Genomic DNA, 25,616 nt, shown 5'->3' with positions numbered 1-25,616 from the left:
AGTTTTTCCCGTGATCACCGCTTCCGGCATCGAGCTGCGCGCCGGCGCCCGCATCCTCATCGAATCCGCTTCCTTCCGCATCGCCAAGGGCGACCGCATCGGCCTCGTCGGCCGCAACGGAGCGGGCAAGACCACCCTCACCAAGTGCCTCGCCGGCGAGGGCGCCCCTGCCGCCGGCACCATCACCAAGTCCGGCGAGGTGGGCTACCTCCCGCAGGACCCGCGCACCGGCGACCTCGACGTCCTCGCCCGCGACCGCATCCTCTCCGCCCGCGGCCTCGACGCGATCCTGCGCAAGATGCACGAGAACGAGGACCGGATGGCGAACGGCAAGGGCGCCACCCGCGAGAAGGCGATGAAGAAGTACGAGCGCCTGGAGACGGAGTTCCTCACCAAGGGCGGATACGCCGCCGAGGCCGAGGCCGCCACCATCGCCGCCGCGCTCAACCTGCCCGACCGGGTGCTCGGCCAGCCCCTGCACACCCTCTCCGGCGGTCAGCGCCGCCGCGTCGAGCTGGCCCGGATCCTCTTCTCGGACGCCGACACCCTGCTCCTGGACGAGCCGACCAACCACCTCGACGCCGACTCCATCGTCTGGCTGCGCGACTACCTCAAGACCTACCGCGGCGGCTTCGTCGTGATCTCCCACGACGTCGAACTGGTCGAGACGGTCGTCAACAAGGTGTTCTACCTCGACGCCAACCGCTCCCAGATCGACATCTACAACATGGGCTGGAAGCTCTACCAGCAGCAGCGCGAGGCCGACGAGAAGCGCCGCAAGCGCGAGCGCCAGAACGCCGAGAAGAAGGCCGCCGCCCTCAACTCGCAGGCCGACAAGATGCGCGCCAAGGCCACCAAGACCGTCGCCGCCCAGAACATGGCCAAGCGCGCCGACCGGCTGCTGGCAGGTCTTGAGGCCGTCCGGGTCTCCGACAAGGTCGCCAAGCTCCGCTTCCCCGAGCCCGCCCCCTGCGGCAAGACCCCGCTGATGGCGGAGGGCCTGTCCAAGTCGTACGGCTCGCTGGAGATCTTCACCGACGTCGACCTCGCCATCGACAAGGGCTCCCGCGTCGTCATCCTCGGCCTCAACGGCGCCGGCAAGACCACGCTGCTGCGCCTGCTCGGCGGCGCCGAGAAGCCCGACACCGGCGAGGTCATCCAGGGCCACGGCCTCAAGCTCGGCTACTACGCCCAGGAGCACGAGACCCTCGACCCGGAGCGCACGGTCCTGGAGAACATGCGCTCCGCCGCCCCCGACCTCGACCTCGTCGAGGTCCGCAAGACGCTCGGCTCCTTCCTCTTCTCCGGCGACGACGTCGACAAGCCCGCGGGCGTCCTCTCCGGCGGGGAGAAGACCCGGCTCGCCCTCGCGACCCTGGTCGTCTCCTCCGCCAACGTGCTCCTGCTCGACGAGCCGACGAACAACCTCGACCCCGCCAGCCGCGAGGAGATCCTCGGCGCCCTGCGCACCTACAAGGGCGCCGTCGTCCTCGTCACCCACGACGAGGGCGCCGTCGAGGCGCTCCAGCCGGAGCGGATCATCCTGCTCCCGGACGGTGTCGAGGACCTCTGGGGAGCGGACTACCGCGACCTCGTCGCCCTCGCCTGATCCGCCGGAGCCCCCGCCCGATCCACCGGGGATGGATCATTCGGCCTACGCGTGATCCGTCATCTGCGTGAGAACGTCTCGTACTCCGGGGGTGCGCCGGGCGCTCACCCGTCGCGCGCCCCTTTTCCGGACACTCCTCCCCGTACGGCCCTGACCTGCCGGTTCTCCGGTCGGTGAGGGCCGTGCGCCCTCGTGCGCCCGCGGGAATCAGGGATTCCGCTCGTGTCGACGCGCCTTTCGTCCGGGAAACCGCTCGCACCGACCTTGCCGAATGGGTGGCCAGGAAGCGCGGGAGGGGTGATCATGAGAAGTCCAGAGCGCACTTCCCATGAGGAGGCACGGGTGGCCGAGACTCTGAAGAAGGGCAGCCGGGTGACCGGCGCCGCGCGTGACAAGCTCGCGGCAGACCTGAAGAAGAAGTACGACTCCGGTGCGAGCATCAGGGCGCTGGCCGAGGAAACCGGCCGCTCCTACGGGTTCGTCCACCGGATGCTCAGCGAGTCCGGAGTGACGCTGCGAGGACGCGGCGGCGCGACACGGGGCAAGAAGGCCGCTTCGGCCTGAGGCCTCCGCGTTCTCGGCGTCGTCGGCGTCCATCGGGACCGACGGATTTCGGGGTAACCACCCGGCTGACCGCAAGGTCGCCCGGGTGGTTACTGTTCAGTCACTTAATACCCGAGTGCTGACTGCACCCCATCCGGAGGCGCCCCATGACCTCGCTCGACACTGTGCTCGACAAGGACGGCGTACGGCTCACCGTCGACGATGCCGTCGCCACGGTGACGCTCACCAACCCGGCCAAGCGCAACGCTCAGTCTCCCGCTCTGTGGCGGGCGTTGACCGAGGCCGGACGGGCGCTGCCCGGCACGGTGCGGGTCGTGGTGCTCCGCGGCGAGGGCAAGTCCTTCTCCGCGGGTCTCGACCGGCAGGCCTTCACCCCCGAGGGCTTCGACGGCGAGCCGTCGTTCCTCGACATGGCGCGCGGCCCGGAGGCCGAGCTCGACGCGACCATCGCCGAGTACCAGGAGGCGTTCACCTGGTGGCGCCGCAACGACCTCGTGTCGATCGCGACGGTCCAGGGCCACGCCATCGGCGCCGGCTTCCAGCTCGCCCTCGCCTGCGATCTGCGGATCGTCGCCGAGGACGTGCAGTTCGCCATGCGTGAGACCAGCCTCGGTCTCGTCCCCGACCTCACGGGCACCCACCCCCTGGTGCACCTCGTGGGGTATGCCCGCGCGCTCGAAATCTGCGCCACGGGCCGCTTCGTCCACGCGGAGGAGGCCGAGCGCACCGGCCTCGCCAACCTCGTGGTCCCCGCCGACCAGCTCGACGCGGCGGCCCGCGATCTCGCCGGGGCCCTGGTGGCGGCGCCCCGCGACGCCGTCGTCGAGACGAAGGCCCTCCTCGCCGGCGCGCTCTCGCGCGACTACGAGCAGCAGCGCGTCGCCGAACGGGCCGCCCAGGCCCGCCGCCTCCGCGACCTGGCGGGCATCACCGACTGACGCCCACCGGGGCGCGCGCGGCGGTCGTCCCACGCTGTCCCGGCCGGACCCGGCCGCCGAGCCGTCACCGGCGGCCGTCGTCCCGGCCGTACCCCGTCGCCGGAGCCCGCCCCACGTCGGCCGGGTCGGCTCCGCCGTCAGACGCTGCCCCGCCCCGGCCCCACCACGTCCGTGACCAGCACCGACACCGGCAGCCGTTCCTCCGTGGCCGCCGCCACCGCCGTACGCACCGACCGGGCGACATCCAGGGCCCGGTGGTCCCCGGCCGTCGCCACCTCGACCCGTACGTGGTCCCGCGCGGTATGCACCGGGCCGCCCAGGACCCCGGTCAGCGAGACGACGCCCTCCGCCCCGGCGGCCGCCTTCGCCACCGGGCCCTCCGGCTCCGCGACCCGGGCCGGCGGTGCGGCCGGGGCCACGGTCACCTGATCGGCCGCACCGTCCTCCAGCAATGCCGTCACCGTCAGGTCCACCTCGGCGACCTCCAGGCCCAGGCGGGCCGCGGCGGCCGTCAGGAGCGCCGTGCGCAGGGCCGCCGCGGTGTCCGGCAGCGGCCGGTCCGGGGCCGCCGAGAACTCCGCCTCGATCCGCAGCGGCCCCGGCGGCAGCGCGCTCGGCGGAGCCGGAGACGGCACCGGGCCCGCCTCGTCCGCTTCCTCCGCCGGGCCGATCCGCAGCTCTCCGAGCACCGCCCCCGGGCGGTCCGCCGCCGCCCCGCGCAGCACCGACGCGGCGGCCGTCTCCGCGATCCACACGCCGTCCGCCGGACCGCCCAGCGGCAGCAGCCGGCCCAGACCGAGCCGTTCCCGTACCCCAGCGGTCCATCCGTCGGCCCTCCGCGGGCCCCGCGCCGTTGTCATCGCCCCAGCCTGCCGCATCCACGGCGCGGGATGGGGAAAGCGCACTTAACGTGGGCAAGGAAGTCCAACCCTGTCCCGAAGGGAAGAGCGGCGATGACTGAGAGTTCCCAGCGCAACAACCCCAGCGGCGGTTCGGGCGACAAGTCCCTCGGCAAGCGCGGCGGCGGTGACCCCGGGACCCGGGGCCGTACCACCATCGCCGACGGCGTCGTCGAGAAGATCGCCGGAATGGCGGCACGCGACGTCGGTGGCGTCCACGCCATGGGCAGCGGCCTGTCACGGACGTTCGGCGCGGTCCGCGACCGGGTCCCCGGCGGCGGCAAATCCGTCACCCGCGGTGTGAAGGCGGAGGTCGGCGAGTCCCAGGCGGCCCTCGACCTGGAGATCGTCGTCGACTACGGCGTGTCCATCGCCGACGTGGCCCGCGACGTCCGCGAGAACGTCGTCGCCGCGGTGGAACGTATGACCGGTCTCGAAGTCGTCGAGGTCAACATCGCGGTCAGCGACGTCAAGCTGCCCGACGAGGAGGACGACGAGGACGAGACCGGGCAGCGGGTCCAGTAACCCTTCCGCACCTTCCGTCGCACGGCAGTTGAGGAGAGAGACACGATGAGCATGGCTGTCGCCGGTCTGTTGGCCGGCATGGCGCTCGGGTTCGCCGGATATTTCGGCGGCTTCGGAGCCTTCGTCCTGGTGGCCGCGCTGGGCGCGATCGGCTTCATCGCCGGCCGCTTCCTGGACGGTGACCTGGAGCCCGGCGACTTCTTCCGGAGTCGCGAGCGCGGCGACCGGCGACGGTGACGGCGGTGACCGGCCCGGTCGCCGCCGCCGAACGGGGCGAGACCCGGATCGCCGACCGCGTCGTCGCCAAGATCGCCGCCCAGGCGGCGAAGGAAGCGGTCGAGGAACCGCCCGCGGAGGGGGCGTCGCCGCGTGCCACGGTCACCGTGCACCGCGACGCCGCCCGGGTCCGGGTCAGCCTGGAGCTCGGCTACCCCAGCGACATCGGCCGCCAGTGCGGTGCCGTACGCCGCCGGGTCGCCCAGCGGGTCAAGGCGCTGGCCGGCATGGAGGTGCCCGAAGTGGCCGTCCAGGTCGAACGGCTGCACCCCGCCGGAGCGAACGCCGCACACGGGAGGATCCGATGACCGAACCCGGCGAACCGACCGGCTCCACCCGGCGGATGCCCACCGTGGAGCCGAGCGACGACGCGCACACCCCCGCCCCGGACGTACCGGGAGACACCCGCGCACCGGTCCCCACCCTGGAGCAGAGCGACGGCCGGGCCGCCCGCTTCTGGTCCGCGCGCCGGGTCCCGGCCGCCCTGCTGGCCCTCGTGCTCCTCGGCGCGGCCGGACTGCTCCTCTACGACATCGCCGCCGTACGGGCCGACCACCCGGCCATGCAGTGGCGGCGCTCCCTCGCCGACGGCCTGGCCGAACAGCGCCTGGACGACACCCCCGTGCTCGTCGGGGCCGGGGTGGCCGCGGCGATCGGCCTCTGGCTGATCCTGCTGGCCCTCACCCCCGGACTGCGTGACCTGCTGCCGATGCGCCGCGACCGCGCCGACATCCGGGCCGGACTCGACCGCACCGCCGCGGCGCTCGTGCTGCGGGACCGCGCCGTGGAGGTGTCCGGCGTGCAGTCCGTACGGGTCAGGATGGGACGGCGGAAGGCGAAGGTGCGGGCCCTCTCGCACTTCCGGGAACTCGACGACGTACGGACCGATCTGGACGCCGCGCTGGAGCAGGCCGTCCGGGAACTGGGCCTGGCCAGACCGCCGGCCCTCTCCGTCCAGGTGCACCGACCGGCGAAGAAGGGATGAGCCGCATGCGCTCCACCGTCAACCGGGTCCTGCTGGCCCTGGCCGGGCTGGTGCTGGTCGTCGTCGGCGGAGCCGTGCTCGCCACCGGGCTCGGCGCGTCCGTACCGTCCTGGTGGCCCTGGGACGGCAAGAGCGACGTGCTGCTCAGCGTGGCCGACCGGCACCGCTGGCGCGACGAGGGCTGGTGGTGGCCGACCGTGATCGCCATCCTCGCCGTTCTTGTGGTCCTCGCCCTGTGGTGGTTCCTCGCCCAGTTCCGCCGCGGCCGGCTCACCGAGATCCTGGTGGACAGCGGCGACGGCGAAGGGGCCCAGCTGCGGGGCCGCGCCCTGGAGGGCGTGCTCGCCGCGGAGGCGGGCGAACTCGACGGAGTGGCCCGCGCCCAGGCGATGCTGACCGGCCGCCGCACCGCGCCCCGGTCCCGGCTCCGGCTGCTGATGGAGCCGCACGCCGCGCCGCTCGAAACGCTGAACGCGGTCGCCGACGGGGCGCTGGCGCACGCCCGTGTCTCGGCCGGTCTGGACGAGCTGCCCGCCGAGGTGCGCCTCAAGGCCGTCAAGCACCGCGCGGAACGGGTGTCCTGACGGCCTTCGGGCGTACGGGCAAGGGGCCCGGCTCAGAAGCCGTGCCGGAACCCGCCGTCGACCGGGACCATGATGCCCGTGAGGTACGAGGCGGCGGGGGAGAGCAGGAAGGCCGCGGTCTTCCCGAACTCCTCCGGCGTCCCGTAGCGCCGCAGCGGGATCCGCGCCTCGTTCGCGGTGCGGGCGGCCTCCGCGTCGCCGGACAGCGCGTCCAGCTCGCGGACCCGGTCGGTGTCGATCCGGGCGGGCAGCACGCCCACCACCCGGATGCCGCGCGGGCCCAGCTCGTCGGCGAGCGACTTGGCGAAACCGGCGAGACCGGGGCGCAGCCCGTTGGAGATGGTCAGCCCCGCGATCGGCTCATGGACCGACCCGGAGAGCACGAAGCCGATCACCCCGCCCTCGCCGAGCGCGGCCGCCGCCGTCCGGGCCAGCCGTACCGCTCCGAGGAACACCGTCTCGAACGCCGTCTGCCACTGGTCGTCCGTGTTGTCCGCGAGGAAACCGGGGGCGGGTCCGCCGACGCTGACGAGGATGCCGTCGAGCCGCCCGAAACGTTCCCGCGCCGTGTCCACCAGGCGCTGGGCGGCGGTCGGGTCGGCGTTGTCGGCGGCGAGCCCCAGCACGTCCCCGCCCAGCTCGGCGGCGGCCTCCTCGACGGACTTCTCGTCCCGGCCGGTGATGATCACCTTCGCGCCGTCGGCGGCCAGCGCCCGGGCCGTGGCGTTGCCGAGGCCCCGGGTCGCTCCGGTGACGATGTAGACGCGGTCCTTCAATCCAAGATCCATGGCCCTATCCTGCCGGGTCCTCCCCGGCCAGGTCGACAGCGGAGTTCACCAGTCCGATATGGCTGAAGGCCTGTGGGAAGTTGCCGAGCTGCCGCCCCGCCGCCACGTCGTACTCCTCCGCCAGCAGCCCCATGTCGTTGCGGAGTTCCAGCAGATGCTCGAACAGCTCCCGCGCCTCCTCCGGCCTGCCGGTCCGCTGCAACGCGTCGACCAGCCAGAACGAGCAGACGATGAACGCGCCCTCGTCGCCCGGCAGCCCGTCCACGGAGGCGCCCTCGGTGCTGTAGCGGCGGACCAGGCCGTCGCTGCCCAGCTCGGCGCGGACGGCGTCGACCGTGCCGATCACCCGGGGGTCGTCCGGCGGCAGGAACCCGGTCCGCACGATGAGCAGCGTCGCGGCGTCCAGCTCCCGTGACCCGTAGGACTGGGTGAAGGTGTTCCGCTCGGGGTCGTACCCCTTCTCGCAGACCTCGGCGTGCACCGCGTCCCGCATCGCCCGCCACCGGTCGGCGTCCCCGGGCAGCTCCGGGTTCTCCTCCAGCGAGCGCACCGCCCGGTCGGCGGCGACCCAGGCCATCACCTTGGAGTGCACGAAGTGCCGCCGCGCGCCGCGGATCTCCCACAGCCCCTCGTCCGGCTCGCGCCAGGTCGACTCCAGGAAGCCGAGCAGGCTGAGCTGGAGGTTCCAGGCGTGCGGCTTGTCGTCGAGCCCGGCGACGCGGGCGAGCCGGAGGGCGTCGATGACCTCGCCGTACACATCGAGCTGACGCTGCCGCACGGCCGCGTTGCCGGTCCGCACCGGACGGGAGTGGTCGTACCCGGCGAGCCAGGGCAGCTCCATCTCGGGGAGCCGGCGCTCGCCCGCCAGCCCGTACATGATCTGGAGGTCGGCCGGGTCCCCGGCGACGGCCCGCAGCAGCCAGTCCCGCCAGGCCTCCGCCTCCGCCAGATAGCCCGCCGAGACCATCGCCCCGAGGGTCAGCGTGGCGTCCCGCAGCCAGCAGAAGCGGTAGTCCCAGTTCCGTACGCCACCGATCTCCTCCGGCAACGAGGTGGTCGGGGCCGCCACGATGCCGCCGGTCGGGGCGTACGTCAGCGCCTTCAGCGTGATCAGCGAACGCAGCACCGCGTCCCGGTAGGGCCCCTCGTACGTGCACCGCTCGGTCCACTTCGCCCAGTCGTGCAGCGTGTGCTTGAGCGCCTTGTACGGGTCGATCAGCTTCGGGCGCGGCGAGTGCGAGGGGTGCCAGGTCAGCACGAACGCCACGCTCTCGCCCTCGGCGACGGTGAACGAGGAGCACGTGCTGAACTGCTGGCCCCACGTCTTGACCGGCGGCTCGCTGCGCAGCCACACCGAGTCGGGGCCCGCGACGGCGACCCGGTGGCCCTGGGACCTGCGGACCCAGGGCACCACGGACCCGAAGTCGAAGCGCAGCCGCAGCACCGAACTCATGTCGACGGTGCCGCTGACGCCCTCGACGATCCGCATCAGGTCCGGCGCCTTGTCGCGCTGCGGCATGAAGTCGATGACCTTCACCGTGCCGGTCCGTGTCTCCCAGTACGTCTCCAGGACCAGGGAGTCCTGCACATAGGCGCGCCGGGCGCAGGTGTCCGAGGGGCCCGTTCCCTTGGGCGCGATGCGCCAGTGGCCGTTCTCCTCGGTACCGAGCAGGGCGGCGAAGCAGGCGCCGGAATCGAAGCGGGGCAGGCAGAGCCAGTCGACGGAACCGTTCCTGCCGACGAGCGCGGCGGTCTGGAGATCGCCGATCAGGGCGTAGTCCTCGATGCGTGGGGTCACGCCAGGCGTTTTCCCGAACCGGACGGTTGTCAACCAGCCCGTGGTCTCAGGCGCTCGCCGGTTCCGGCTGCTCGGGCGCGTCCGCCGTCGCGTTCTCGGCCGCGGCCTGCTCGCGGTCGCGCTTCTCCCGGCGTACGAGAATGATCCAGCCGACCGGGACGGCGGCGACGAACAGCCACCACTGGACGGCGTAGGCCATGTGCGGGCCGATCGAGCTGTCGTCGGGGCGGGCGATCTGCTCGGGCAGATCACCCGACGGCGCGGGCTCGGTCTGCTCGATGTACCCGCCGAGAACCTTCCGGGACAGCAGCTGGGACTGCTGCTCGCTGTTGATCAGCATCACCTGCCGGTCCGGCAGCCCCGCCAGGTCCTTGATGCCGCTGCTGCCGGTCGTCTCGTCCGCCTTCAGCCGGCCGGTGACGGTCACTTCGCCCCGGGGCGCTGGCGGTACGTCGGGGAAGGCGGTCTGGTTCGGCGCGGCCGGGACCCAGCCCCGGTTGATCAGGACGGTGCCGCCGTCCTTGAGGTCCAGCGGGGTGAGGACGTGTACGCCGATGCGGTCGTCGTCCGAGGTCCGGCGGCGTACGACCACCTCGTGCTCGGTGTCGAACGTGCCCGTCGCGGTGACCGTCCGCCAGTAGTCCGAGCGGGGGACGGTGTGCCCGACGGAGGTGAGATCGGTGACCGGGACCGGCCGCGCGTCGAGGTTCCGCGAGATCAGCGCGTTCTGCTCGACCCGGTGCTCGTGCTTGTGGAACTGCCAGAAACCCAGCTCGATCATCGTCGGGATCAGCGCGAGGCCGAGCAGGGTGAGGATCACCCACTGCCGGGTCAACAGGAAGCGGTACACCCCATGACCGTACAACCGGGGCCATGGGGTGCGGCACTCAGGGGTGCTGCCGGACAAGCCGGGCAATAAGGCGACCTGTCAAACTTTGTCCACGATGCCTGCCTTCCCCTCGGCGCGGGCGCAGTGGGCGCCGCAGTACCAGTGCCCGTCGGCCTCGACGCCCTGCCCGATCACCTGGACCCGGCAGTGCTCACAGATCGGCGCCATGCGGTGGATGGCGCAGGAGAAGCAGTCGAAGACGTGCACCGCACCTTGTGCGTGCACCTCGAAGGACATGCCGTAGTCGTTTCCGCAAACCTCACAACGTGCCATGCGCCACAGGGTGGGACGCCGGGCGGCCCCGGGCGAGCGGCTGCCGGGCGAGTCGTGCCCGGTTCACTCCGATGACGCGGTCGCCTCCGGTGGCGGCGGCGACGCCTGCTGCGGCAGGACGGCCCCGTCGGCGGGCGCCACATCGCGCAGCAGATGGGTGAAGGCGCTCTCCTCCAGGATCGGCGTGCCGAAGGACTTGGCCTTCTGCGTCTTGGAGGTGGCCGCGTCCGGATCGTTGGTCACCAGCAGACTGGTCAGCCGCGACACGCTGGTCGCCACATGCAGCCCGGCCTCGATCGCCCGGTCCTCCAGCAACTCCCGGTCGATCGACGTGTCCCCGGAGAAGGCCACCCGCATCCCCTGCTTGAGCGGCTTCTCCTTCTCGTACCGCCCCGGATTGGGATACGGGCAGGCCGGCCGCTTCCGCGAGGGCCGCCAGCTGTTCGGCTGCCGCGCGGCCCGATACCCGACGCGCGGGGTGACGGGGGAGTCGGACCACTCGGTCAGCGGCCGGCACTCCAGCAACGGCAGCCGCACCCCGCCCCGGGCCGCCGCGTGCAGACTCGGCCGGAACGCCTCGGCCAGCACCCGGGCGTCGTCCAGGGCGTGGTGGGCCTGCTGCTGGACGACCCCGAAGTGCGCGGCGAGCGAGGCCAGCTTGTGGTTGGGCAGCGGCAGCCGCAGCTCCTTGGCGAGCGCGATCGTGCACAGCCGCTGCTCGACCGGCGCGACGACCGAGGCCCGGGCGTACTCCCGGGCGATCATCGACCAGTCGAACGCCGCGTTGTGCGCGACGAGCACCCGGTCCGCGAGCCGCGCGGACAACTCCTCGGCCACCTCGGGAAAGAGCGGCGCCCCTTCGAGCACGTCGCTCGTCAGCCCGTGGATCCAGACGGGCCCGGGGTCGCGCTCCGGGTTGACCAGCGTGTACCAGTGGTCCTCGACGTTGCCCAGGGCGTCCAGCCGGTAGACGGCGGCGGAGATGATCCGGTCGTCGCGGGCGAGGCCGGTGGTCTCCACGTCGACGACCGCGTACCCCTGGGGGTAGGCGGTCGGCCACGGTGCGGCTGTTACGCGGTCGTCGAGCATGGTCACAGAGAATACGGGCCGGGACTGACAGGGCCCTATTCGGCCGCCCCGCGGGGGTGGGTCAGGGGAGGCGGACGATGCGCTCCGGTGGGAAGAGGTGGGTGCCGGTGACGTGGGAGCCGTACGCCACATGGATCGTCAGGTTGTCCATGCCCGACAGCGGGGTGAGGTCGAACGGGCCCCCGTCACCGTGGAGGCCGAGAGTGGTGAGAGACGGGAGGTCCACCAGGGGCGCGAGGTCGTAGGGCTCGCCGCTCGGGTACAGAATGAGCTCACGCAGCGCGGTGAAAGGCACTGCCTCACGCAGGTCCAGATCAGGTGTCCGGACGAGATGAAGGCGCTCCAGCCCGTGCAGCGACGGCATGCGGACGAGCTGCTGATAGTGGGTCCGGCCATAGAGGGCCAGCGACTTCAGCCCCGTCCAGCGTTCGAGGCCCTCCAGGCTCAGGTAACGGGTCTCGGACAGCAGGTCGAGTCCGGTCAGCTGATCGCATACGGGAAGCTCGCCCACGCACTCCATGAGGAACGGATGGCCGAGCACGAGGTGGCGGAGGTCCGGCATCCCGGTGAGCGGCGTGGGGTCGAGAGAGGGATGGAGCTGGACGAGCGAGAGCCATTCCAGCCCGGAACGTGCGAGCGGTTCCAGGTTCTGGACCCGCGGGCAGTGGCTCAGTCCGATCTCGCGGAGGAGGGGCATCGCAGCGAGAGGGGCCAGGTCTGTCACCCGCCCGTTCTGCCACACGAAGATGCGCTCCAGGCTCAGGGAGGAAATCGCCTGGGGCAGACCCCGGCGGTCGCCCGCCACGTTCAGGCCCCGCACCCGCGGTATCTCGCGCAGGGCCGAGAGCTGCGCATCGGACTTTACGTACACGTAGTTGTCGTCCCAGGAGCGGGGCGCCATCACCTCGCGCGCGTACAGGTCGGGGTCGAACGCCTCCCAGGCCAGGGACAACGCCTCCGTGACCAAGTTCCGCTCGTCGTCGCGGAACTGCTTGACGAGCTCGTACGCGACGTCCCCGCCCACGGCCGCCGCTGTCCGGACGGTCGATGCGGCTTCCCGCTCGGTCAACCCGTCCAGCATCGCGGACAGCAGCTCCAGGGCCAGCTCGCCCACCTTGGCCAACTCGTCGATGCCCTCCCGGTCGTCCGGCGGCAGCAATCTCCCCGTCCGCGCCTCCACGTCCTCCCGCACCGCCGGATCCAGCTCAGGTGCGTGCGCCAGACTCCCCGCCGCCAGCAGCACCAGCCGGTGCCCGTGCTCCGGCTCCCCGTCCGCCCGCTCCAGCAGAGCCGTGAGCAGCGACGCCCGCTCATCCGGCCTGGCGTGCCCCACCGCCATCTGGACCACGTCGTCCCACTGGTCCTCATGGGCATGGCGGACCAGGACGCCGAAGTCGCGGGCCTCCACCGCCGCCTTCGCGCCCAGGTAGTCCTGGAACGTGCGGTGCACGAACCCCACCGCGCCCGGGGCCGGTTCGCGCAGCAGGCCGCTGCGGTTGAGCAGATGTGCGAAGACCTGGTCGGGGTCGCCCCGGACCTGCGACATGGCCCGCAGCCAGTCCGCGATCAGGGCCACCACCTCGTCCTGCCCCGCCTCGACCAAGCCGTTGCGGATCAGCCAGTACGCGAGGCGCTGGAGCAGCGCCGTCTGCTCCTCCCGGGTCAGGTCGACGCCCTCCACCCCGATGATCTCGCGCTCGGTGTCGCGGCGTACCAGCAGCATGTCCAGCGCCGCGTCGTACAGCTCCTTGCGGGCCCGGGGCAGCTGCATCCGGCGGTCCCGGTTCAGCGCGCAGAGCAGGGCGCACATCAGTGGGTTCGTCGCGAGGAGGCCCAGGTCCCGGCGGGTGCCGACGGCCCGGCGCAGGGCGTTCTCGTACCGTTCCAGCTCAGCGCGCTCCGCCTCGGAGGCACACTCCGAACGAGCCGCCCGGTGCCAGTGGCCGATGAACGCCCGCACGTCCTCCTGGCGCATCGCCAGCAGCGTGTGCGGCTCGAAGCCGGAGCCCGACAACCAGGTCTCGGGGACGGCGGAGGGGCGGGTCGTCACCACGTACTTGGCCCGGGGATACGCGACGATCAGGTCCTTCAGCCAGCGCTCCGTGCGCTTGCGCAGCCGGTCCGGCACCTCGTCGACCCCGTCCACCAGGACCAGCGCCCGGCCCTGCCCCAGCATCCGGTCCGCCCACCCCGCCGGGGCCGAGCCGTGCAGCGGGACACCGGCCGCGCGCAGGAACTCCGCCGGGGCGGGCAGCGCGTCGAGGGCCGTGAAAGCGCGCAGCCTCAGCACGAAGGGGACGCACCGGTTCCAGTCGGCCAGCTCGCTGCCGAACGACTGCCGGGCCGCGTTCAGCGCCAGCCACTGCACCAGGGTGCTCTTGCCGGAACCGGCCGGGCCCCGCAGCAGCAGCCGGTCCTGCTCGCCGAGCGCCTGCTCGATGCGGACCGTGGTCCTCTGGTTCAGATGGTGCGCACCGTGCAGGTCGGTGATCCCGTAGTCGCCGCTGACCTCCAGGCCGAGATACGCGGTGTCCAGCGGCCACTCGCTCGCGGTCCTGCCCAGCGTCAGCCCGAACAGCCCCATCCGGCTGTTGGCCGTTGCCATGAACTCCGCATACCGCCCCTCGAACTCCAGATCCGCCGCGTCCGGCCGCGCCCCCACCCGGTCCCGGACCTCCTCCACCAACTCCCGCGTCCGCCCCACCGCACGGACCTGCTCCACCGCCGCCCGCGCTGCGAACGACGGGTGCGCGGTCAGCTGCTCCACCAGATGCACGCAGCAGCGGCCGAGGAGGTCCTCGTACAGATCGAGGGAACGGGCCGAGAGTCCGGGCGCCGGGGCCGACAGCTCCGCCCGCAGCCGCTCCGGGTCCAGCTCCAGCGCGAACAGCCGGCCGGTGTCCAGGGCATCCGCCGCGAGCGTGTCCTGTACGGAGGTGAGCGCGGCCAGCCGCTCGTGCTCGGGCAGGTCCGCGTACGACTCCGACACGCGGCCCGCGAGCACCTTCGCCAAGCGGTCCGGCTTCGCGGGGCGGGGGAGCGGACGGACCGGGTCCGGGACCAGGCCCGCGCCCGGCCGAGGGGTCAGCAGCGCCTTGGCCGCCGCACCGGCCACCGTCGTGGCCAGCCGTAACAGGGCAACTTCCGTACCGGACAAGCGCGTTCCTCCCCCTCGGCGACCCGTATCCGCAGATCCTATGACGCCGGCTCTTGGCAGAAGGTGCCAAAGACTGCTGACAGCAGGTCTCGCATACTTGTGGGTAACAACCTCTAGCCCTCACCGACCGGCGGCCCTACGGTGCTCGCATGGAGCCGAACCTGCCCGATGTCGTGCTGTGGTCAATACCGGCCTTCGTGCTGCTCACCGTGATCGAGATGGTCAGCTACCGCCTCCATCCGGACGAGGACGCGGCCGGATACGCGACCAAGGACGCCGCCACCAGCGTCACCATGGGGCTCGGCAGCCTGGGCTTCGACCTGCTGTGGAAGATCCCCATCCTCGCGATCTACATGGGCGTGTACGAGCTGACGCCGCTGCGGGTGCCCGTGCTGTGGTGGACCGTCCTGCTGATGCTGCTCGCCCAGGACTTCTTCTACTACTGGTCCCACCGCGGCCACCATGTGATCCGGATCCTGTGGGCCTGCCATGTGGTCCACCACTCCAGCGAGAAGTTCAACCTCACCACCGCGCTGCGCCAGCCCTGGACCTCCGCGACCGTCTGGCCCTTCTATCTGCCGCTGATCGCCTGCGGCGTGCACCCGGCGGCGCTCGCGTTCTGCCAGTCGGCCAACCTCGTCTACCAGTTCTGGGTGCACACCGAGCGGGTCGGCAAGCTCCCGCGCCCCTTCGAGTACGTCCTCAACACGCCCTCCCACCACCGCGTCCACCACGCCTCGCAGGGCGGCTACCTGGACCGCAACTACGGCGGGATCCTGATCATCTGGGACCGGATGTTCGGGTCCTTCGCGGCGGAGGTCGAGCGGCCCGTCTACGGGCTCACCAAGAACATCTCCACCTACAACCCGCTGCGCGTCGCGACCCATGAGTACGCCGCCATCGCCCGGGACGTCCGGGCCGCCGACACCTGGAGCGAGCGGGCCGGCCGGGTCTTCCGCGGGCCGGGCTGGCAGCCGGCGGCGAAGGCGGGAGAGACGAGGGCGGGTGCAACCACGGCCACAGCCACCGCGGCCGCCACGACCCTCACGGCCGCTCCGGAGACCGTCTCCCCGCAGGCCTCCGCCCCGGAACGCGCCCTGTGACCGCCACCGCCGCCCGCCCCGGCTCCAGCGGCACCGGCGGGCGGGCCGAGCGCTTCGCCCGCCCCGTGCTCCTCGCCTTCCTCCTCGTCGCCGCGGCCGACCTCGCCGGGCTCCTCGCCGGGGCCGAGACCGTCCATCTGGTCGCCAAACCGCTGCTGATGCCGCTGCTCGCCGGGTACGCGGCGCTGCGCGGCGCACCCCGACTGCTCGTCGCGGCCCTGCTGTTCGGGTGGGGCGGCGACGTCTTCCTGCTCGCCGACAACGACCTGGCCTTCCTGGTCGGCATGGGGTCGTTCGCCGTCGGCCATGTCTGCTACCTGACGCTGTTCGGGCGGGGGGAGGGGCCAGGCCGGGGTCCCGCGCCGCTGGCCACCGGGGCCGGGTACGCCGTCGTCCTCGTCGTCTTCCTCGTGCTGATCTGGCCGGACCTCCCGGCGGACCTGCGGATCCCGCTCACCGGCTACAGCCTGCTGCTCACTGCCATGGCCTGGCGGGCGGGCGTGTTCGGACCGTACGCGGCGGCCGGCGGCGCGCTCTTCCTGCTCTCGGACGCCCTCATCGCCACCGGTATCGCCGAGTGGCCGCAGGCGCCCGCCCCCGACTTCTGGGTCATGCTCACCTACATCGCCGCACAGGCCCTGCTGACCCTCGGGGTGCTCACGCAGGACACGACGAAGGACACGCCGGGGGCATGAGTCCGGGAATGCCCGAGGGGCCCGGGGAGAACGATCTCCCCGGGCCCCTCGGCCGTACCGCGATGTGCTGCTACCAGCGCACCGCGTCCAGCGCGTCCACCACTCCGGCCCCGTAGAAGCCGTTGTAGTTCTTGCCGCCCTCGCAGACCGCGTCGATGACACCGTCACCGTCGATGTCGTACGGCTCGCCGCACGCCTTCGCGTCCGCCTCCAGCGTCAGCAGCGCCTTGACGGCGGCCGGCGAAGCGTAGGGGTGCTTGGACTTGATCAGTGCCACGACGCCCGCGACATGCGGGGACGCCATCGACGTACCGGCCTTGTAGCCGAACTTGCCGCCCGGCAGCGTGGAGAGGATCAGGCCGTTGACGGCGGGCGGCTCGGGGGTCTGGTAGACCGTCGAGTCACCGCCCGGGGCCGCCACGTCGATGATCCCCTTGCCGTAGTTCGAGTACGAGGACTTCAGGCCCTTCGCACCCGTCGCGGAGACCGTCACGACACCCGGCAGCATGGTCGGGATGTCCGGGCACAGCTTCGGGTCGACCGTCCGCGTGACCGTCTCGGAGTCGTTCGGGCTGGTCGTGTCCTCGATCGCGGAGGACGCCAGGTCCTGGCGGGAGTTGCCCGCCGCGGCGACATGGACCGTGCCCTTGCGCTCCGCGTACTTCACGGCGCGGGTCAGCGCGTCGACCAGGGCACCCTGGTCGGCGTCGTTCTTGCAGTTGAACATCCACGGGTCGGTGTAATAGCTGTTGTTGGTCACATCGACGCCGTGCTCCGCGGCCCAGAGGAACCCGCAGACGACGGCCTCGGTGTAGAAGTACCCGTCCGGGTTCGACACCTTGATGCCCGACACCTTGACGCCCGGGGCGACACCGGTGACGCCGACGCCGTTCTTCGCGGCGGCGATGGTGCCCGCCACGTGCGTGCCGTGGTCGCTCTCGCCCGCCGCCGGACGCCAGGAACCGGCGGTGGTGTCCGGAGCGCCCGACACACAGTTCACCGAGGCGCGCGCGTCGAAGTTCGGGGCCAGGTCCGGGTGGGTGTCGTCGACGCCCGTGTCGATGACGGCGACCGTCACCTTCTTCGAGCCCAGCGACTTCTGGTGCGCCTTGTCCGCCTTGATCGCGGGCAGCGACCACTGGAGGGGCTCCAGCGGGTCCTCGCCGGCCTTCGCGTCCGCGGCGGCGGCCGCCGCCTGCTCGGCGGTGAGCGGCTCCGCTATCGACCCGATGTCCTTCGTGGCCTGTGGCACGATCGGGTTCGTGCGGGTGGCGCCCGCCGACTCCACGCCCCGCGCGCGGCGGATCGTTTCGCCGAAGGCCGGGTTCTGCGAGTGGACGACGATGACGCCGATCTGCTCATAGGCGACGACGACGGTGCCGCCGGCCTTGGCGATCGCCTTCTTGACGTCCTTCACCGTGCCGTGGCCGCCCCGGACGTTGACCACGTAGGAGAGCTTCGGCCCGTCGGTCCGCACGCTCGCGGCGGCCTGCTCGCCGGTGGGCGCCGCCGTGGCCGTCGCCGTCGGCAGGAAGCCGATCGAGGCGGTCAGCGCGAGTCCGACGGGGACCGCGAGTGCGCGGGTCCGTCTCGATGCCAGATGAGCCATGGGTTCTCCACATCATCCGTGCCGAACGACCGGACACCTGGCGTGTTCGGTCGCGTACATGACGAGTGAAGCTATCGCTGATCATCCCGGCGCATCAACGTTTACGGGCAAGTGAGTTCGAAGAGTGACCGATGCGGCCGAATGTGAACGGGTGAGGCGCCGCCAACCGGCCGAACGGCGACACCTCCGGGAAGGCGAACGAGAACGCGAAAGACGCGGTGAACCGCTTCGTCGTGCCCTCCGTGCCGTTGTCCAGGAGGTACATCACCGTCCCCCGCCGGTAGAGAGGCCTCCCTTGACATCCAACGTCCCCCAGATCGCCGCACCCGCGTCGCGAGGAGATTCCGTGGCTACCGATGCACCGCCGCCCCCCGAGGGCACATCGCCCACCGGGCCCGTCCAGCCCACCACCGAGGCGTTCGTCGCGGTGCAGTCGAGCCCGGAATTCGCCGATCTGCGCCGCTCCTACCGGTCCTTCGCCTTCCCCCTGACCATCGCCTTCGTGACCTGGTACCTGCTCTACGTCCTGCTCTGCAACTACGCGGGCGGATTCATGGCCACCAAGGTCGTCGGCAACATCAACACGGCGCTCGTCCTCGGACTCGCCCAGTTCGCCACCACCTTCCTCATCGCCTGGCTGTACTCCCGGCACGCCGCCGACAAGCTCGACCCCAAGGCCGAGGCCATCAAGTCCCGTATGGAGGCCGACGTATGAGCGCCGCCCACGCCCTCTATCCCACCGTCCAGCTGGCCGCCACCGAGGGGGCGAGCGAGCACCGGCCGCTGATCATCACGCTGTTCGCCGCGTTCGTCGTCGCCACCCTCTTCATCACCGTGTGGGCGGGCCGCCAGACCAAGAGCGCCTCCGACTTCTACGCGGGCGGCCGCCAGTTCACCGGTTTCCAGAACGGACTCGCGGTCTCCGGCGACTACATGTCCGCCGCGTCCTTCCTCGGCATCGCCGGAGCCATCGCGCTCTTCGGGTACGACGGCTTCCTGTACTCCATCGGCTTCCTCGTCGCCTGGCTTGTCGCCCTGCTCCTGGTCGCCGAACCGCTGCGCAACTCCGGCCGCTACACGATGGGCGACGTCCTCGCCTACCGGATGCGCCAGCGCCCCGTCCGTACCGCCGCCGGTACGTCCACGATCGTCGTCTCGATCTTCTACCTGCTGGCCCAGATGGCCGGAGCCGGCGTCCTCGTCTCGCTGCTGCTCGGCATCACCAGCGACGCCGGGAAGATCCTCATCGTCGCCCTGGTCGGCGTGCTCATGATCCTCTACGTCACCATCGGCGGCATGAAGGGCACCACCTGGGTGCAGATGGTCAAGGCCGTCCTGCTCATCGCGGGCACCCTGCTCATCACCTTCCTGATCCTGCTGAAGTTCAACTTCAACATCTCCGACCTGCTCGGCACCGCCGCCAGCAACAGCGGCAAGGGCGCGGCCTTCCTGGAGCCCGGCCTGAAGTACGGCGCCGACGGCGTCTCGAAGCTGGACTTCATCTCGCTCGGCATCGCCCTGGTCCTCGGCACCGCCGGCCTGCCGCACATCCTGATCCGTTTCTACACCGTGCCCACCGCCAAGGCCGCCCGTAAGTCCGTGAACTGGGCGATCGGCATCATCGGCGCCTTCTACCTGATGACGATCGTGCTCGGCTTCGGCGCCGCCGCGATCCTCAAGCCGGGCGACATCATCGCCTCCAACAAGGCGGGCAACACCGCGGCGCCGCTGGCCGCACTGGAGATCGGCGGCGGTTCCGGATCCACCGGCGGGGCCATCCTCCTCGCGGTCATCTCTGCGGTCGCCTTCGCCACCATCCTGGCCGTCGTCGCCGGACTGACCCTCGCCTCCTCCTCGTCCTTCGCGCACGACATCTACGCCAACGTCATCCGCAAGGGGCAGGCCACCGAGAAGGAGGAGGTCCGCGCGGCACGCTGGGCCACCGTCGCGATCGGCATCGTCTCCATCGCGCTCGGCGCGCTCGCCCGCGACCTGAACGTCGCCGGACTCGTCGCCCTGGCCTTCGCCGTCGCGGCCTCCGCCAACCTGCCGACGATCCTCTACAGCCTCTTCTGGAAGCGCTTCACCACCCAGGGCGCTCTTTGGTCCATCTACGGAGGCCTCACCTCCTCCGTCCTGCTGGTGCTGTTCTCGCCGGTCGTCTCCTCCAAGCCCAGCTCGATGTTCCCGGACGTCGACTTCGCCTGGTTCCCGCTGGAGAACCCCGGCCTGATCTCGATCCCGCTCGGCTTCCTGCTCGGCTGGGTCGGCTCGCTGATCTCCAAGGAGAAGGCCGACACGGACAAGTACGCCGAGCTGGAGGTCAAGTCCCTCACCGGCGTCGGAGCCCACTGAGCACACCGGGCCGGGCCCCTTCGGGGCTTCACCCAGCACCCGCGGCCGGGCCGCGTCGTAGAGTCCTACGACGCGGCCCGGCCGCTCCTCGTGGCAAACGGGCCACGCCGATGTCAGCCGTCTCACGTAGGCTCGGAAGTACCAGATACCGAGAAGAGCGACCGCACCACCGCGGACCACCGGGGGAGGGACCCACCGTGCTCATCGACACCTACGACCGGGTCGCCACCGACCTGCGTGTGTCACTCACCGACAAGTGCAATCTGCGCTGCACCTACTGCATGCCGGAAGAGGGCCTCCAGTGGCTCGGCAAGAGCGAGCTGCTCTCCGACGACGAGATCGTGCGCCTGATCCGGATCGCCGTCACCTCGCTCGGCATCACCGAGGTCCGCTTCACCGGCGGCGAGCCGCTGCTCCGCCCCGGCCTCGTCTCCATCGTCGAGCAGTGCGCCGCGCTCACCCCCCGCCCCCGCATGTCCCTCACGACCAACGGCATCGGGCTCAAGCGGACCGCCACCGCCCTCAAGGCCGCGGGCCTCGACCGGGTCAACGTCTCGCTGGACACCCTGCGGCCCGACGTCTTCAAGACCCTCACCCGCCGTGACCGCCACAGGGACGTGCTGGACGGCCTGGAGGCCGCCCACGAGGCCGGGCTCACCCCGGTGAAGGTCAACTCCGTCCTGATGCCGGGACTCAACGACGACGAGGCCCCCGAGCTGCTCGCCTGGGCCGTGGCCCACGACTACGAGCTTCGCTTCATCGAGCAGATGCCGCTCGACGCCCAGCACGGCTGGAAGCGCGACGGCATGATCACCGCCGGGGACATCCTCGCCTCGCTGCGCACCCGCTTCACCCTCACCCCGGAGAGCGACGCGTCCCGCGGCTCCGCCCCCGCCGAGCGCTGGACCGTCGACGGCGGCCCGCACCGCGTCGGCGTGATCGCCTCCGTCACCCGCCCGTTCTGCCGCGCCTGCGACCGTACGCGGCTCACCGCCGACGGCCAGGTCCGCACCTGCCTCTTCGCCCGCGAGGAGACGGATCTGCGCGGGGCGCTGCGCGGGGACGCCCCGGACGAGGAGATCGCCCGGCTCTGGCGGACGGCGATGTGGGGCAAGAAGGCGGGCTCCGGACTGGACGACCCGTCCTTCCTCCAGCCCGACCGCCCGATGTCGGCGATCGGCGGCTGACGCTCAGGCGTTCCGCGGGCTCTCGCCCTCGGGTCCGGGATCCCAGTCCTTCAGCGCCACGACGTCCTTGAGGAAATTCCGTACGTCGAGGAACGAGGACAGGTGCTCCCGGTGCTCGTCACAGGCCAGCCAGGTCTTGCGCCGCTCGGGCGTGTGCAGCTTCGGGTTGTTCCAGGCGAGCACCCACACGGCGGCGGCCCGGCAGCCCTTGGCGGAACAGAGCGGGGCACCGGTGGGACTCTCGGCGGACGTCTCGGGAAAAATCACGGGTCCCAGCCTAAGGGCTTCACGGGACAGACCTGGGGTCAGCCGCTCGCGAGCCAAGTCAGCTGCCGCACAAGGCTTCTGCCGCATCCCCGGCCGGAGAAAAGGCGACGCCGAGCAGCCACGGGGGGAGCTGCCCGGCGTCGGTCCGTCGCTCCGACGGGGGATGCGGAGCGCTCTCGAAGTATGTCACGGGGACCGGGGTGCGGTGCACCGGAACGTCATGATTGATCTGAGCTTTTCCTGAGCTTCGCGCAATGTGCGAGCTCAGCCGGCCTCATGCGGCGGCGGAACCCGGCCGGACGCCCCCCGCGCGTCCCCCGACTCCGCCGAACCGGACACCGGAGCGGCCTCCAGAGCCGGCCGCATCGGCATCGGCACGAACGTCGTCGGCAGCGAAGTCGCGTTCTCCCGGCCCGCGTTGGCGATGACCACTGCCACGTACGGCAGCAGGACGCCGAGCACGAGCGCCACGATCGCCACATGCCGCTCCACGTTCCACAGCACCGCGGCCAGCACCACCGACACCGTGCGCACCGACATCGAGATCACATAGCGCCGCTGCCGGCCGCGGACGTCCTCCGTCAGCCCCTGACGGGCGCCCGTGATCCGGATGACCTCCGTGTCCGCGTTCTTCCGCAGCATGCTCCACCACCAGACGTCGTCGCCGGACGCTCACGGACCGGGCCGCATCCACGGTACGCCCGGCCGCCGCGGGGCGGACGACCGGGGCACGCCCGACGGGTGAGTGCCGGGTCCCCCGGACGGCCCAGCCGGGCGTGCGGCGTTCGCACGGCGGGCCAAGACTGGGCGAACGCGCACTCCGCGCCGTACGAGGAGGCGAAATGGGCTGGTTGTGGGCAATCATCGTGGGATTGGTGCTCGGTGTCATCGCCAGAGCGATCCTGCCGGGCAAGCAGGACATCCCCCTCTGGCTGACGGTCGTGTTCGGCATCCTCGGCAGCATCCTCGGTAACGCCGTGGCGGGCTGGATCGGCGTGGAGGACACCAAGGGCATCGACTGGATCCGCCATGTGCTCCAGCTGGCGGGCGCCGTGGCGGTGGTCGCGGTCGGCGACAGGGTCTGGCAGAAGATCCGGGGCGGCCGCAGCCGGAGCACCTGACCGGACACCCCTGTCGCATCGAACGCCGCGGCCGGACACGCAAGGAACGCGTGTCCGGCCGCGGCGCTGTGCCGAGCGGGCGGGTCAGCCCGCCGGGCTGACCTCCACGGCCGCCAGGTTCTTCTTGCCGCGGCGCAGCACCAGCCAGCGCCCGTGCAGCAGCTCCCCGGCGTCCGGTGCGACCTCACCGTCGGCGACCTTCACGTTGTTCACGTAGGCGCCGCCCTCCTTGACCGTACGGCGGGCTCCCGACTTGCTCGGCGCGAGACCGACCTCCACCAGCAGGTCCACCAGCGGACCCAGCTCGGCGACGGTGGCGTGCGGCACCTCGGACAGGGCCGCGCTCAGCGTCGCCTCGTCCAGCTCGGCCAGGTCGCCCTGCCCGAACAGCGCCTTCGACGCCGCGATCACGGCCGCGCACTGCTCGCCGCCGTGCACCAGCGTCGTCAGCTCCTCGGCCAGCGCCCGCTGCGCGGAACGGGCCTGCGGCCGCTCCTCGGTCAGCTTCTCCAGCTCCTCCAGCTCCTCACGGCTCCTGAAGCTGAGGATGCGCAGGTAGCGCGAGACGTCCCGGTCGTCCACGTTCAGCCAGAACTGGTAGAACGCGTACGGCGTCGTCATCTCCGGGTCGAGCCAGACGGCGCCGCTCTCGGACTTGCCGAACTTCGTCCCGTCCGCCTTCGTCATCAGCGGCGTCGCCAGCGCGTGCACGGTGGCGCCCGGCTCCAGCCGGTGGATCAGGTCGATGCCCGCGGTGAGGTTGCCCCACTGGTCGCTGCCGCCCTGCTGGAGGGTGCAGCCGTGCCGGCGGTACAGCTCCAGGAAGTCCATGCCCTGGAGCAGCTGGTAGCTGAACTCGGTGTAGCTGATGCCCTCCTGCGACTCCAGCCGACGGGCGACCGAGTCCTTGGTGAGCATCTTGTTGACCCGGAAGTGCTTGCCGATGTCCCGCAGGAACTCGATCGCGGACATGCCCGCGGTCCAGTCCAGGTTGTTGACCATCGTCGCCGCGTTCGGGCCCTCGAAGGTGAGGAAGGGCTCGATCTGGCCCCGCAGCCGCTGCACCCAGGCGGCGATGGTCTCCGGGTCGTTCAGCGTGCGCTCGGCGGTGGGCCGCGGGTCACCGATCTGCCCCGTGGCCCCGCCGACCAGCGCCAGCGGCTTCAGCCCGGCCTGCTGGAGCCGCCGCATGGTGAGCACCTGCACCAGGTGCCCCACGTGCAGGCTGGCCGCGGTCGGGTCGAAGCCGCAATAGAAGGTGACGGGACCGTCCGCGAGAGCCTTGCGCAATGCGTCCTCGTCAGTGGACTGGGCGAACAGCCCGCGCCACTTCAGCTCGTCGACGATGTCCGTCACGGTTCCGGTGCTCCTTATGCCTGGTAGAGATGTACGGGTCAGTCTAGGCGGGTCACACCCCCAGGCTGACCGAGCTCATGTTGAAGTCCGGGATGCGCAGCGCGGGCATCGCCGCCCGGGTGAACCAGTCGCCCCACTCGCGCGGCAGCGTCTTCTCCGTACGCCCGGCCTCCGAGGCCCGCGACAGCAGGTCCACCGGCGACTCGTTGAACCGGAAGTTGTTCACCTCGCCGACCACCTCGCCGTCCTCGACCAGATAGACGCCGTCCCGGGTCAGCCCGGTCAGCAGCAGCGTCGCCGGGTCCACCTCGCGGATGTACCAGAGGCAGGTCAGCAGCAGCGCCCGGCCGGTCGTCGCGGCGACCATCTCCTCCAGCGACTTCTCGCCGCCGCCCTCCAGGAGCAGATTGTCGATGCCCGGGGCGACCGGGAGGCCGGTCAGGCCCGCCGAGTGCCGGGTCGTCGTCAGCCGCTCCAGCTTCCCGTCCCGGACCCAGTCCGTCGGGGCCAGCGGCAGCCCGTTGTCGAAGACGGAACCGCTGTCGCCGGAGGCGTGGGCGATCACGAACGGCGCCGACTCCAGGCCCGGGGCGTGCGGGTCGCTGCGCAGGGTGAGGGGGAGCGGAGCGAGCTGCTCGCCCAGCCGGGTCCCGCCGCCCGGCGTCGAGAACACCGTCCGGCCCTCGACCGCGTCCCGCGCGGTGGACGACCAGAGCTGGTAGATCAGCAGGTCGGCCACCGCGGTCGGCGGCAGCAGCGTCTCGTACCGGCCGGCGGGCAGCTCGATGCGCCGCTCCGCCCAGCGCAGCCGCTGCGCCAGCTCCGCGTCCATCGCCGCCGGGTCGACGTCCTTGAAGTCCCGGGTCGCCCGGCCCGCCCACGCCGAACGCGTCCGGTCCGGCGACTTCGCGTTCAGCTCCAGCGTCCCGTTCGGCTGGTCGTGGCGCAGCCGCAGCCCCGTCGATGTACCCACGTAGGTGGAGGTCAGCTCGTGGTTGGCGAAGCCGTACAGCTCACGGCCCCCGGAACGGGCGCGCGCGAAGGCGTCGCCCAGTGCCGGGGCGAAGTCCGCGAAGACCTCCGAGCCGGTCTCGGCGGGCGCGTCCGTGAAGTCGGGGGACGCGGGCACCCCGCTCACCAGCGGCTGCGCGTCCTCGGCTGGACCCGCGCCCCGGGCGGCGGCCTCGGCGGCGCGGACCAGCGGCTCCAGGTCGTCGGTGGTCACGGCGGACCGCGAGACGACACCGGAGGCGGTTCCCTCGGCCCCGTCCACGGTCGCGATGACGGTCAGGGTCCGCCCCCGGGTCACCCCGTTCGTGGTGAGCGCGTTGCCCGCCCAGCGCAGATTGGCGGAGGACTGCTCGTCGGCGATGACCACCAGACCGTCCGTGGTGGACAGCTCAAGGGCCCGCTCGACGATCTCGTACGGCTTGCTGACGCGGCTCATCGCCCGGCCTCCTGCGTCGTGTTGAGACTGTGCCTGCCCGGGGGACACTGCACCCGATTGCGGCTTCGCCGCGGGCCGGACCCCCAGCCGATTCCGTGGTCG

The 25,616-nt window shown here is 71.6% G+C and carries 26 protein-coding genes; 14 read left to right on the top strand and 12 right to left on the bottom strand.

Annotated elements, in window-relative coordinates; genetic code table 11:
• The first annotated feature begins 10 nt into the window (after positions 1-10).
• From A3Q37_RS08965 to A3Q37_RS08955, 3 genes are all read left to right on the top strand, one after another.
• Entirely contained in the window at positions 11-1,609 is a 1,599-nt protein-coding gene (locus A3Q37_RS08965) for an ABC-F family ATP-binding cassette domain-containing protein (protein ID WP_065480452.1), read from the top strand.
• A 342-nt stretch (positions 1,610-1,951) separates the two neighbouring features.
• Positions 1,952-2,173, top strand: a complete 222-nt coding sequence (locus A3Q37_RS08960; protein ID WP_006123601.1) for a helix-turn-helix domain-containing protein — start codon at positions 1,952-1,954, stop codon at positions 2,171-2,173.
• Positions 2,174-2,319: 146 nt separating this feature from the next.
• A complete protein-coding gene (locus A3Q37_RS08955; RefSeq protein WP_065480449.1) occupies positions 2,320-3,111 on the top strand; it encodes an enoyl-CoA hydratase/isomerase family protein in 792 nt (263 codons plus the stop codon).
• Between the two features lie 137 nt (positions 3,112-3,248).
• Here A3Q37_RS08955 and A3Q37_RS08950 read toward each other — a convergent pair whose 3' ends face one another.
• On the bottom strand, positions 3,249-3,971 hold the full coding sequence (locus A3Q37_RS08950) for a hypothetical protein (RefSeq protein ID WP_065480445.1): 723 nt from the start codon (positions 3,969-3,971) through the stop codon (positions 3,249-3,251).
• Between the two features lie 93 nt (positions 3,972-4,064).
• Here A3Q37_RS08950 and A3Q37_RS08945 point away from each other — a divergent pair, with 93 nt between their 5' ends.
• The 5 genes from A3Q37_RS08945 to amaP are packed head-to-tail and all read left to right on the top strand — an operon-like array spanning position 4,065 to position 6,380.
• Positions 4,065-4,535, top strand: coding sequence for an Asp23/Gls24 family envelope stress response protein (locus A3Q37_RS08945; protein WP_065480442.1), 471 nt, complete (start codon positions 4,065-4,067; stop codon positions 4,533-4,535).
• Between the two features lie 45 nt (positions 4,536-4,580).
• The gene (locus A3Q37_RS08940) at positions 4,581-4,772 is read left to right on the top strand and encodes a hypothetical protein (RefSeq protein ID WP_006123598.1); all 192 of its coding nucleotides are present in this window, start codon (positions 4,581-4,583) and stop codon (positions 4,770-4,772) included.
• Positions 4,769-5,119 carry an Asp23/Gls24 family envelope stress response protein gene (locus tag A3Q37_RS08935; RefSeq protein WP_065480439.1) on the top strand — a complete coding sequence of 117 codons (351 nt, stop codon included), beginning with the start codon at positions 4,769-4,771 and terminating at the stop codon, positions 5,117-5,119. Before A3Q37_RS08940 ends, A3Q37_RS08935 begins: the two co-directional genes overlap by 4 nt.
• On the top strand, positions 5,116-5,796 hold the full coding sequence (locus A3Q37_RS08930; RefSeq protein WP_065480435.1) for a DUF6286 domain-containing protein: 681 nt from the start codon (positions 5,116-5,118) through the stop codon (positions 5,794-5,796). Before A3Q37_RS08935 ends, A3Q37_RS08930 begins: the two co-directional genes overlap by 4 nt.
• A 5-nt stretch (positions 5,797-5,801) precedes the next feature.
• Positions 5,802-6,380: an alkaline shock response membrane anchor protein AmaP gene (amaP, locus tag A3Q37_RS08925; protein ID WP_065480431.1), complete on the top strand. Its 579-nt coding sequence runs from the start codon at positions 5,802-5,804 to the stop codon at positions 6,378-6,380.
• Positions 6,381-6,412: 32 nt separating this feature from the next.
• On the opposite strand, the gene A3Q37_RS08920 is transcribed toward amaP, so the two are convergent.
• The 6 genes from A3Q37_RS08920 to A3Q37_RS08895 all read right to left on the bottom strand — a co-directional run bounded on the left by A3Q37_RS08920 (position 6,413) and on the right by A3Q37_RS08895 (position 14,374).
• Positions 6,413-7,168 carry an SDR family oxidoreductase gene (locus A3Q37_RS08920; RefSeq protein WP_065480429.1) on the bottom strand — a complete coding sequence of 252 codons (756 nt, stop codon included), beginning with the start codon at positions 7,166-7,168 and terminating at the stop codon, positions 6,413-6,415.
• A 4-nt stretch (positions 7,169-7,172) separates the two neighbouring features.
• Positions 7,173-8,966, bottom strand: coding sequence for a glycoside hydrolase family 15 protein (locus A3Q37_RS08915; RefSeq protein WP_065480426.1), 1,794 nt, complete (start codon positions 8,964-8,966; stop codon positions 7,173-7,175).
• 46 nt (positions 8,967-9,012) lie between these two features.
• Complete coding sequence (locus A3Q37_RS08910; protein ID WP_065480423.1) at positions 9,013-9,816, bottom strand: SURF1 family protein; 804 nt, start codon at positions 9,814-9,816, stop codon at positions 9,013-9,015.
• A gap of 78 nt (positions 9,817-9,894) precedes the next feature.
• On the bottom strand, positions 9,895-10,128 hold the full coding sequence (locus tag A3Q37_RS08905; protein WP_006123591.1) for a hypothetical protein: 234 nt from the start codon (positions 10,126-10,128) through the stop codon (positions 9,895-9,897).
• A 63-nt stretch (positions 10,129-10,191) separates the two neighbouring features.
• Complete coding sequence (locus A3Q37_RS08900; RefSeq protein ID WP_065480420.1) at positions 10,192-11,223, bottom strand: DEDDh family exonuclease; 1,032 nt, start codon at positions 11,221-11,223, stop codon at positions 10,192-10,194.
• Positions 11,224-11,278: 55 nt separating this feature from the next.
• The gene (locus A3Q37_RS08895; protein WP_065480417.1) at positions 11,279-14,374 is read right to left on the bottom strand and encodes an NACHT domain-containing NTPase; all 3,096 of its coding nucleotides are present in this window, start codon (positions 14,372-14,374) and stop codon (positions 11,279-11,281) included.
• A gap of 149 nt (positions 14,375-14,523) precedes the next feature.
• Between A3Q37_RS08895 and A3Q37_RS08890 the strand changes: the two genes are divergently transcribed.
• Both A3Q37_RS08890 and A3Q37_RS08885 read left to right on the top strand, forming a co-directional pair.
• Entirely contained in the window at positions 14,524-15,477 is a 954-nt protein-coding gene (locus tag A3Q37_RS08890; protein ID WP_065480414.1) for a sterol desaturase family protein, read from the top strand.
• Positions 15,474-16,172, top strand: coding sequence for a lysoplasmalogenase (locus tag A3Q37_RS08885; RefSeq protein WP_065480411.1), 699 nt, complete (start codon positions 15,474-15,476; stop codon positions 16,170-16,172). The genes A3Q37_RS08890 and A3Q37_RS08885 overlap by 4 nt, the downstream gene beginning before the upstream one ends.
• 70 nt (positions 16,173-16,242) lie before the next feature.
• Here the strand turns inward: A3Q37_RS08885 and A3Q37_RS08880 are convergent, their stop codons facing one another.
• Positions 16,243-17,781, bottom strand: coding sequence for a S8 family serine peptidase (locus tag A3Q37_RS08880; RefSeq protein ID WP_065480408.1), 1,539 nt, complete (start codon positions 17,779-17,781; stop codon positions 16,243-16,245).
• Positions 17,782-18,127: 346 nt separating this feature from the next.
• Between A3Q37_RS08880 and A3Q37_RS08875 the strand changes: the two genes are divergently transcribed.
• From A3Q37_RS08875 to moaA, 3 genes are all read left to right on the top strand, one after another.
• Positions 18,128-18,496, top strand: a complete 369-nt coding sequence (locus A3Q37_RS08875; protein ID WP_065480405.1) for a DUF485 domain-containing protein — start codon at positions 18,128-18,130, stop codon at positions 18,494-18,496.
• Complete coding sequence (locus tag A3Q37_RS08870; RefSeq protein WP_065480402.1) at positions 18,493-20,136, top strand: cation acetate symporter; 1,644 nt, start codon at positions 18,493-18,495, stop codon at positions 20,134-20,136. Before A3Q37_RS08875 ends, A3Q37_RS08870 begins: the two co-directional genes overlap by 4 nt.
• 197 nt (positions 20,137-20,333) lie before the next feature.
• Complete coding sequence (gene moaA, locus A3Q37_RS08865) at positions 20,334-21,323, top strand: GTP 3',8-cyclase MoaA (RefSeq protein WP_065480399.1); 990 nt, start codon at positions 20,334-20,336, stop codon at positions 21,321-21,323.
• A gap of 3 nt (positions 21,324-21,326) precedes the next feature.
• On the opposite strand, the gene A3Q37_RS08860 is transcribed toward moaA, so the two are convergent.
• Complete coding sequence (locus A3Q37_RS08860; protein WP_065480396.1) at positions 21,327-21,590, bottom strand: hypothetical protein; 264 nt, start codon at positions 21,588-21,590, stop codon at positions 21,327-21,329.
• A gap of 264 nt (positions 21,591-21,854) precedes the next feature.
• Positions 21,855-22,232, bottom strand: coding sequence for a DUF3099 domain-containing protein (locus tag A3Q37_RS08855; protein ID WP_065480393.1), 378 nt, complete (start codon positions 22,230-22,232; stop codon positions 21,855-21,857).
• A 200-nt stretch (positions 22,233-22,432) separates the two neighbouring features.
• On the opposite strand from A3Q37_RS08855, the gene A3Q37_RS08850 reads away from it, so the two are divergent.
• The gene (locus tag A3Q37_RS08850; protein ID WP_065480390.1) at positions 22,433-22,711 is read left to right on the top strand and encodes a GlsB/YeaQ/YmgE family stress response membrane protein; all 279 of its coding nucleotides are present in this window, start codon (positions 22,433-22,435) and stop codon (positions 22,709-22,711) included.
• An 84-nt stretch (positions 22,712-22,795) separates the two neighbouring features.
• Here A3Q37_RS08850 and tyrS read toward each other — a convergent pair whose 3' ends face one another.
• Both tyrS and A3Q37_RS08840 read right to left on the bottom strand, forming a co-directional pair.
• Positions 22,796-24,067: a tyrosine--tRNA ligase gene (gene tyrS / locus A3Q37_RS08845; RefSeq protein ID WP_065480387.1), complete on the bottom strand. Its 1,272-nt coding sequence runs from the start codon at positions 24,065-24,067 to the stop codon at positions 22,796-22,798.
• Positions 24,068-24,119: 52 nt separating this feature from the next.
• Entirely contained in the window at positions 24,120-25,514 is a 1,395-nt protein-coding gene (locus tag A3Q37_RS08840) for a metallopeptidase TldD-related protein (protein ID WP_065480384.1), read from the bottom strand.
• Positions 25,515-25,616 lie beyond the last annotated feature (102 nt).

It is taken from the genome of Streptomyces sp. PTY087I2, from assembly GCF_001687325.1.
Lineage (GTDB): Bacteria > Actinomycetota > Actinomycetes > Streptomycetales > Streptomycetaceae > Streptomyces.
This window is presented reverse-complemented; position numbering and strand designations above follow the sequence as displayed.

What these genes read in the sequence shown, in the direction of transcription:
- A3Q37_RS08850 (WP_065480390.1), top strand. Translation starts at nt 22,433, where the DNA reads ATGGGCTGGTTGTGGGCAATCATCGTGGGATTGGTGCTCGGTGTCATC.
- amaP (WP_065480431.1), top strand. Translation starts at nt 5,802, where the DNA reads ATGCGCTCCACCGTCAACCGGGTCCTGCTGGCCCTGGCCGGGCTGGTG.
- A3Q37_RS08880 (WP_065480408.1), bottom strand. Translation starts at nt 17,781, where the DNA reads ATGGCTCATCTGGCATCGAGACGGACCCGCGCACTCGCGGTCCCCGTC.
- A3Q37_RS08840 (WP_065480384.1), bottom strand. Translation starts at nt 25,514, where the DNA reads ATGAGCCGCGTCAGCAAGCCGTACGAGATCGTCGAGCGGGCCCTTGAG.
- A3Q37_RS08940 (WP_006123598.1), top strand. Translation starts at nt 4,581, where the DNA reads ATGAGCATGGCTGTCGCCGGTCTGTTGGCCGGCATGGCGCTCGGGTTC.
- A3Q37_RS08905 (WP_006123591.1), bottom strand. Translation starts at nt 10,128, where the DNA reads ATGGCACGTTGTGAGGTTTGCGGAAACGACTACGGCATGTCCTTCGAG.
- A3Q37_RS08945 (WP_065480442.1), top strand. Translation starts at nt 4,065, where the DNA reads ATGACTGAGAGTTCCCAGCGCAACAACCCCAGCGGCGGTTCGGGCGAC.
- A3Q37_RS08950 (WP_065480445.1), bottom strand. Translation starts at nt 3,971, where the DNA reads ATGACAACGGCGCGGGGCCCGCGGAGGGCCGACGGATGGACCGCTGGG.
- A3Q37_RS08870 (WP_065480402.1), top strand. Translation starts at nt 18,493, where the DNA reads ATGAGCGCCGCCCACGCCCTCTATCCCACCGTCCAGCTGGCCGCCACC.
- A3Q37_RS08890 (WP_065480414.1), top strand. Translation starts at nt 14,524, where the DNA reads ATGGAGCCGAACCTGCCCGATGTCGTGCTGTGGTCAATACCGGCCTTC.
- A3Q37_RS08955 (WP_065480449.1), top strand. Translation starts at nt 2,320, where the DNA reads ATGACCTCGCTCGACACTGTGCTCGACAAGGACGGCGTACGGCTCACC.
- A3Q37_RS08930 (WP_065480435.1), top strand. Translation starts at nt 5,116, where the DNA reads ATGACCGAACCCGGCGAACCGACCGGCTCCACCCGGCGGATGCCCACC.
- A3Q37_RS08855 (WP_065480393.1), bottom strand. Translation starts at nt 22,232, where the DNA reads ATGCTGCGGAAGAACGCGGACACGGAGGTCATCCGGATCACGGGCGCC.
- A3Q37_RS08920 (WP_065480429.1), bottom strand. Translation starts at nt 7,168, where the DNA reads ATGGATCTTGGATTGAAGGACCGCGTCTACATCGTCACCGGAGCGACC.